The following is a 6,968-nucleotide window of genomic DNA, read 5'->3' as shown; positions in this document are numbered from 1 at the left end:
CGGTGTCATCCGTCGCCCGATGGCGGCGGAATCGACGAGCCCCTTGCGCCAACATTCGATACGTTCCGCTCCGAACGGCGGGATCGTGGGGCGAACGCGTTTCCAGCCCGCTTCGCTGCCCCAGATGATGCCGGTTCCACGTGGACCGCACAGGGTTTTGTGGCAGCCGGCGATGAAAAAGTCGCAACTTCCCTCCTGGAGGTTGAAATCTTCAACGCCCAACGCGTGGACGCCATCGACGACCAACAGAATCTTTTGCTCGGCGGCGCGGTCCTGGTTCAGATGGGTGATGCGCTGAGCGATCGTGGACAGCGGCAGCTTGACACCCGTTGATGAATGCACCCACGTGACCACGACCACGCGGGTGGCATCGCTGACACCGGACAGCAATTGGTTGACCATCACGTCCGCACTGGCATCCATGGGCGCATGGTGATCATAAAGTGCTTTTTCGACCCGCTTGGCTCGGGAGCGATCCAACGCGTAGCGGATCGATGCATCTGACGAATAATGCCCATGCTCGCTTTGGAGGATCTCGTCGTTTTCGTCAAGATCTAAACTGGTCAGCACCAGTCCCAGCCCCATCGTCGTGCTGTCGGTCAGCGCGATCTGATTCGGCGAGCAGCCGAAATACGATGCCGCTCGGCAAAGAACGCGCACATCATTGATTTCCAAATCGTCGTGTGCCCGTTTCGGGTTGCGATCCAGGATTCTTCGATATCTGGACAGGGCGCGACGCACCGGGCGCGGATGCGAGGCAAACAGCATCGGGGCGAGGTGAACGAGATGGGGCGCGAGTCGAAATTGGCGACGCACTTCGGGCCATGAGTAGGGCCGGTCGGAAGGGTTGCCTCGTTTGGAATTCATCTGCGTCTCCACACCGTTCTTGTTGAAAGGTACGCCCGAAGCAGAGAATATACTTCAAATCACCGCCTCTGATTGCCTCGTCGTCGAACTGTCCCGCCCTCCAAACCAACTCAACGCCCGTGACACGCGATCTGCTCTTGACCGTCAGCATCGGCGAAGACGAAGTCGCGAAGCACACGATTCCTCGGATGCGCCGCTATGCCGAGACGCATCAGGCGGCGTTTCGTGTGTTGACGCAAAGCCAGACGTATCGTCGTCCCGTGTTCGCCTATTGGGAAGCGCTGGTCGAATTGTGCGACTCTGATTATGACCGGATTGCGATCCTGGACAGCGATATCCTGGTGCGACGGGGATCGCCAAGTCTGTTTGAGGTCCCGTTTTCCGAAATCGCGATGAAGCCGTCCGGTTGGGTGGCGCCACGTTTCTTGCAACGCATTCACGATCAAATTGCTGACGATTTCACGATTCGGGACATGTACAACAGCGGCGTGATCCTGATCACACGCGATTACGTGAGAACGATCGCCGATTCGATTCAATCGCTCGGGATCCGCGTCGAAGAAACACGTTTTGCCGACCAGGTTTACTTTTGCATGATGGTCAAGCGAACCGGTGTGACCCCAACGCCCTTGTCGTGGCGTTGGAATCAGCATGATCAAGTGCCCAATTTCCGCGCTGAACTGGCCCACTTCCTGCACTTTCGTGGTCCCGACAAACTGCCTCGCGTCGAGCAGTTCTTGCAGAAAAATCGTAATGACCAATGGGGAACGGCTTTGTCCTGAATGACGTCGTCAACGCTGCAGTTTTCAAATCCTCGACGAGGGTTCCGAACGCAAAAAACGGCAGACACACTTTGTGCGTCTGCCGTTGGCGTTTACCGATCAGAACGGATCACTGGACTTCGAAGTCGTAGCTGTCACCCTCGCTGCCGTCGTAGTCCATGAATCGGTTTCCGCTGATCAGCGTGTAGCGTCGCGAGCCAGGGGTGCGTTGGTAGACGATTCGTCCGAAGTGGTCGGCACCGTCGCCGCCGTACATTTCGTCACGGATTCCGTCGCCGTAGTCACTCATGTCGTCATTCCCGTCGCCGCCCATCAGGATGTCAAAATCTCGTCCGCCAGCCAGGTCATCGTTTCCGCCGCCTCCGAGCAAGATGTCTTCGCCGTAGCCGCCACGTGCGGTGCTGTCGATGTCGGTTTGGTTATCGAAATTGTCGTCGTGGTTTCCGCCATCAAAGTAGATGTAGAAAAACTCGGGAAAATCGAGCGCGAGGTCCTTCGCGGTCAGTGTGTCGTCCCCGTTCCAGCCACGGAAGATGACATACAGTCGGGTGTATGGGCCGGCCACGGCTTCGAATTCATACTCTTGGCCATTGAGTTCCACTTCGACTCGACCAGATTCGATCGCATCGTCATCTTCGTCGTCCCGGAACTTGATTTCGCACTCGTCATTGGCCGAAGTGCCGTCAATCATGACGACGCGAGTCGGGCCGTCGTCAAAGGCGAACACGCCTGCATTGGCAACGCCACAAAATCCTGCCAGAGCGAGGCAAAAGGTCAGTTTTCTTAACATGGTTCGAGTTCCCGTGACTGAAGTGAGCTGGTGAAGGGTCCGTTGATAGGACTCCAAGCGGACAGCAGCGGGACATGTGTCAAACGATTGCGCCAATTTGCTGATGTTTTTTTCAGATCGGGCACCCGTTTCGCGTCAGATGCCGGCCGCGACCTGCGATGCCCTGCCCTGACGTCTACAAATCGTTTTTCTACAACGCGAACATTGATGATCGGAGCGAGGGCAGATACGATTGATCGTGAAGGACGTTTTGTGCACTCGCTTTGGACGCTTTCCCATGCCAGAAAAGGCCGCTTACCAATCGCCTTCACGCAGTTACGTCAAGGCGGAGAGTCGTCGCGATGCGGTCCGTCGGATGATTCGCCCCGATCCCTTGCTGGCATCTCTGTACGTCGACGGGGAAAACAAGGACGGAAAAGAGGGCTGGGTCAACGCCATCCGGGATCAATCGGGGGCGGTGTACCGGTTGTTGTTTTATATCGACAAGCTGCAGGTCGCTCCGGAGTTTTCCGATCTGGAGATGTACGAGGTGCTCTACGGCGCCGTGACCGAGCACCAGGAATTGAATTATCCGCGCGCTTTGTTCACGACCACCGGCGCGATCAACCTGATGCGAGACGGCATTCCCGGGCGGCAGTTCGTCCAGGCGGTCAAACGCGGGATCCTTCAAATCGTTCCCTACACCTTGGGCAGAGACATCAAGACCGCTCATCTGCGCGAAAACGGATACGCTTACCTGTGTATTTATGACCGCGATGGGCAGGGGATCCGTGTTCTGAACCTACTGGACTACTTGATGGTGTATGACCATCGGGCGGGCGAAGAGATCCAAGTGCACCAGGAAGAAGAATTGGTGATCGGTGACACGCGTTTCGTCCGTCCGTTTTTGCTGAAGTACGCTCAGGGCACGAAGGCGGAGGTGCTGGACACCGCCAGCGTGGCCGAGAGAACGCTCAGGTCAAAAGGGGCGTTCTAGCCTGTCGGCCTGTTGTGCTCGTTTCCCCGGCAAGGCTCGGCAACCGGCCCATTGCGATCCCGATCAAGGCAAAGAAGACCACGGATTCGGATCGCACCGGACCCATGAACGAAACACACAACAGCGACCAGCCGAAGTACCAAATGGCGACCACGGCAAGTGTGGTGGCCAAGTTTTGCATCGAACGATCGCCTTGGACCAAGCGGCTGAATTTGACGACCAGATTGCCGATCGCCACGAGGAAAAACAGCAGACCGATGACACCGGTCGACACCAGGACTTGAAGGTAGATGTTATGCGCCGTGTGATTGGTTTTCAGCGACCAGACTTCAAGCCTTCCCTCTTCGCTGGTGATGAAGTAGCCGTGCCCGATCCACTTGGATTTCGTGTATTCCCGCCAAACCTTCGTCCACATTTCTTCACGGCCCGACACCTTGGTCAATTGCCGGGCAGATTGCCCACGCGTGATGTACTGAACGGTCGGACTCCTGGAATCGAGGACCGAGCCGAACGACGGATCGACCAGTACGATCACCAGCAGCAGCACCGCGAACAGGCTGATTGTCGCGGCACGAACCAAGTTGCTGGCGTAGAAAAACAACACCATGCCGACCGTCAACGCAGCCATCAACAGCGCCATCCGGCTACTGGCATAGAACAAGACCGTCCCGTGAACCACGCCGCCGATCAGCGCCCCCCGCAGCGCCCACCTGTATTTTCCGACAAACAGGCAGAGCACGCAGATCAACAAGCCGATGGATGCGTTGGCACCTGCCGCCGTCGGGTGAACTATTCCGGAGTTGCCGCCCATCATCAGGCCTCGATCCAATCCAGAAAGATCGGGAACGAAAAGTTGGATGGCGATCACAAAGATGCTGAACGCAAGCAACATTTGTCCGAGCATGCGCAACAGTGCTTCGGTGCGGTCTTGCCGGGTTGCCACCAACGCGATCAGCGACGCCAGCACCAGCAGACTCGCCAACCCGCCGGCTTGCCAGAGCGAAATCGCCGGCCGCGGCGTCCACAGAACACTGAAAATCGCCCAGGCGAAATACAGGTAGAACGGATACAGGGGGCGCAACACCCATCGCGTCTTTGCATCGGGGAGCCGGGCGAGGATCGCAGCCGAGCCGGCAAAAAAGACGACCAGCAAGATCAGCAGCTTGACCATCACAAGCGGATCAAGCGAAGCGAACGTGGACGGTTCCAGACGACTCGGGATCGTGAACGTCAGGATCGGTAATGCCCAAACCCCGAACGTCGTGATGCGTTGCAAGTAAGCGTCGGATCGAAACATGACTTCCCAGGGGGACGTTGATCAACGTGGACGCGTAGCCACGGGAGATTCAGCCTCGGTTTCGCGCCTGACGACTTCCGCTTTGTCGATCCGGATCGGCACCGACGGACTGACGTGATCCGGCGGCTCGGCCAAGTCAGACGATGATTCCTCCCACAACGCCGCCGATTCAGGACCGAGCGATTGGGGCGCCGGGTCGATCGGCAGGTACGACCGAAAATCCAGCAAGACGGGAACACCCATCGCCAAGCCGAACGCGGCGATCAGGCCGGCCATCGCACAAAGCGGCTTGTTCGGCGAGACAGGCCGTTCCTCCAGCGTCGCCGGCTGGGACACGTTGATACTGGTGATCCGGTGTGATTCCAATTCCTCGTTCAACCGCGCCTGTTCGAGCATCACCGAATGCAGCTTGTAGCGTTCCTCCAGAACCGAGGCGTCGCGTTGCAGTTTGGATAGCCGCTGTTCGTGTTCGTTCAGCGAATTGATTTCGGTGAGCAGGTAGTCCCGTTGTTCTTGCAGTTTCTTCCTACGTTCCAGAAGCGACTTTTCCGAAGCCAGGTCAACAATCTGGCTGGCGAACAGTTGTTGGTGCGTCGGGTTGATCACCTCCCGAGACTCCGTCAGTTCCGACTCTTGAGCGTCAACGATCTCGCGAGCTTTCTCGAGTTGTTCGCGAATCGAAGTCAGCTTGGGATGGCCCGTTTTGAATTTCGCAGCATACTCGTTTTCAAGCACTTCCAACTGGAACAGGGTCGTCCTCATGTCGTTGTGCGACTTCCGTTCAAGTCCGCTGGTTTGTTCCGTCACGGTGCGAGCGACCGAGTTTGCCAACAGGTCGGCATAGGTTTCAGCACGCATCCCGAACTCGACCAGATCCGCTTCGACTTTAAAGAGTTCGCTGGAAACCTTTTCAAGCTGTGTTTCCAAAAGGGTTTGGCGACCATCGAGAGTGGCAAATCCGGCCGCGTTCTTGGCGTCTCGAATTTTGCTTTGAACCTCATCAAGTTGCTGCTTCAGCTCCGTGTCCTGTTCCAGAAAGAAAGCGTAGGTGCCGCGGGTGCGATTGACTTGCGCGTGGTGAGCCAAATAGGCATCGACCCAAGTGGAGACGATCGTCTGAGCAACCTGAGGGTTCTTTGACTCGAACTCAACCTTGACCAGACTCGATTTCTCTGACGCCGAAATATCAATCGAGTTTTCCAACGCCCGGATCGCTCGCTCTTCGGAACTGATCGGATCAATGTTGCTGACCCAGGTCTTTAACGAGCCGATCCATGTTGCGAGACGATTTTTCGATGGCTCTTCAGAGGCACCGTCGGCACTGGGAAGTTTTTCGTCAAGGATCAAGTCGGGGCCAAGACGCTCGACCACATCCTGGATGATCGTCCGACTGTGCATCACGTCCAACGTCGTTTCGACCTCGTCTTCGCGAGTCTTGACCGGGGCGTCGGGGTTCCCGACGACCGACATCGTGGGGTCCAACGTTGCGCTTTCGTAGCCGACGCGCAACAGCAGCTTGGAAACGGAACGGTACTGCCGCGGGGCGTACAACACCACAGCCACCGCGATGGCAATGACAGTGACGAAGGAAAACGCGGCGGCAAACCAGTGACGTCTAAGCGAAGTCCGCCACATTAGGAAAGAGTTCATAGAATTCGTACAACGATTTGAACTGGGGGACGTGAACTGGGGAGTGACCGATTGGCGAAGACAAACTCGATGCTAATTTCGAGTCGGGACAACGATCCCGCAACGGTTTGGTTCTGGGGCAGAAACAAGCGTCCGGGGTGCGTTTTTGAGATTATGAACGGTTATCCGGTCCCACGTCGACGCCCCCCGGACAGCCCCGGCGCAAAGAGTGCAAGATGATTGGCGACCGACGGAATTCACTCAAGTTGGTTAGACACTTGGGTTTTAGGGCAGCTGCGACGTCAGACGGAGAGGTTTTGGCAGGCTGCGTCGCCGGACGGGAAGCCGCATCTGGCACAGCCGGACCGCCGGCGCGCTTCGCGATCCCTGCATCTAGCGGGCGGAATCATCGTGTGTCATCCACCCGAATCGCAGCGTGCGCTGGGCCGCTCGGTCGATCTGGATGTGGCGGGTTCGGGGTTCGTACGCTCGCGCCCAATACCGCTAAATCGAGAAGCAAAAGTTAAACGCCATGTTTGGGTAAGTCACTTCTTGATTGAGCGGTAGTGGGATCGCGCCCTACCGCTAACAAACAGCACCCCGTTTGGTGTCAATGGAGTTGGCATT

The 6,968-nt window shown here is 57.1% G+C and carries 6 protein-coding genes; 2 read left to right on the top strand and 4 right to left on the bottom strand.

The window, feature by feature from the left end:
- A partial coding sequence (locus ABX749_RS16000) for an aminotransferase class V-fold PLP-dependent enzyme (protein WP_372896859.1) occupies positions 1-867 on the bottom strand: 867 nt, incomplete at its 3' end.
- A gap of 137 nt (positions 868-1,004) precedes the next feature.
- Here ABX749_RS16000 and ABX749_RS15995 point away from each other — a divergent pair.
- Positions 1,005-1,649, top strand: a complete 645-nt coding sequence (locus ABX749_RS15995) for a hypothetical protein (protein WP_372896858.1) — start codon at positions 1,005-1,007, stop codon at positions 1,647-1,649.
- Between the two features lie 109 nt (positions 1,650-1,758).
- Here ABX749_RS15995 and ABX749_RS15990 read toward each other — a convergent pair whose 3' ends face one another.
- Positions 1,759-2,439, bottom strand: a complete 681-nt coding sequence (locus ABX749_RS15990) for a hypothetical protein (protein ID WP_372896857.1) — start codon at positions 2,437-2,439, stop codon at positions 1,759-1,761.
- A 277-nt stretch (positions 2,440-2,716) separates the two neighbouring features.
- Between ABX749_RS15990 and ABX749_RS15985 the strand changes: the two genes are divergently transcribed.
- Entirely contained in the window at positions 2,717-3,415 is a 699-nt protein-coding gene (locus tag ABX749_RS15985) for a hypothetical protein (RefSeq protein ID WP_145207477.1), read from the top strand.
- On the opposite strand, the gene ABX749_RS15980 is transcribed toward ABX749_RS15985, so the two are convergent.
- Both ABX749_RS15980 and ABX749_RS15975 read right to left on the bottom strand, forming a co-directional pair.
- Positions 3,393-4,712 (bottom strand): O-antigen ligase family protein, encoded by a 1,320-nt coding sequence (locus ABX749_RS15980; protein ID WP_372896856.1) that lies wholly within the window; start codon positions 4,710-4,712, stop codon positions 3,393-3,395. The two genes, ABX749_RS15985 and ABX749_RS15980, sit on opposite strands and share 23 nt — an antisense overlap.
- A 21-nt stretch (positions 4,713-4,733) precedes the next feature.
- Positions 4,734-6,362: a GumC family protein gene (locus ABX749_RS15975; RefSeq protein ID WP_372896855.1), complete on the bottom strand. Its 1,629-nt coding sequence runs from the start codon at positions 6,360-6,362 to the stop codon at positions 4,734-4,736.
- Positions 6,363-6,968: the final 606 nt, after the last annotated feature.

It is taken from the genome of Stieleria sp. (assembly GCF_041595215.1).
Taxonomy (GTDB): domain Bacteria; phylum Planctomycetota; class Planctomycetia; order Pirellulales; family Pirellulaceae; genus Stieleria; species Stieleria magnilauensis.
Note: the sequence above shows the minus strand (reverse complement) of the source record. Positions and strands in the feature narration are given on the sequence as shown.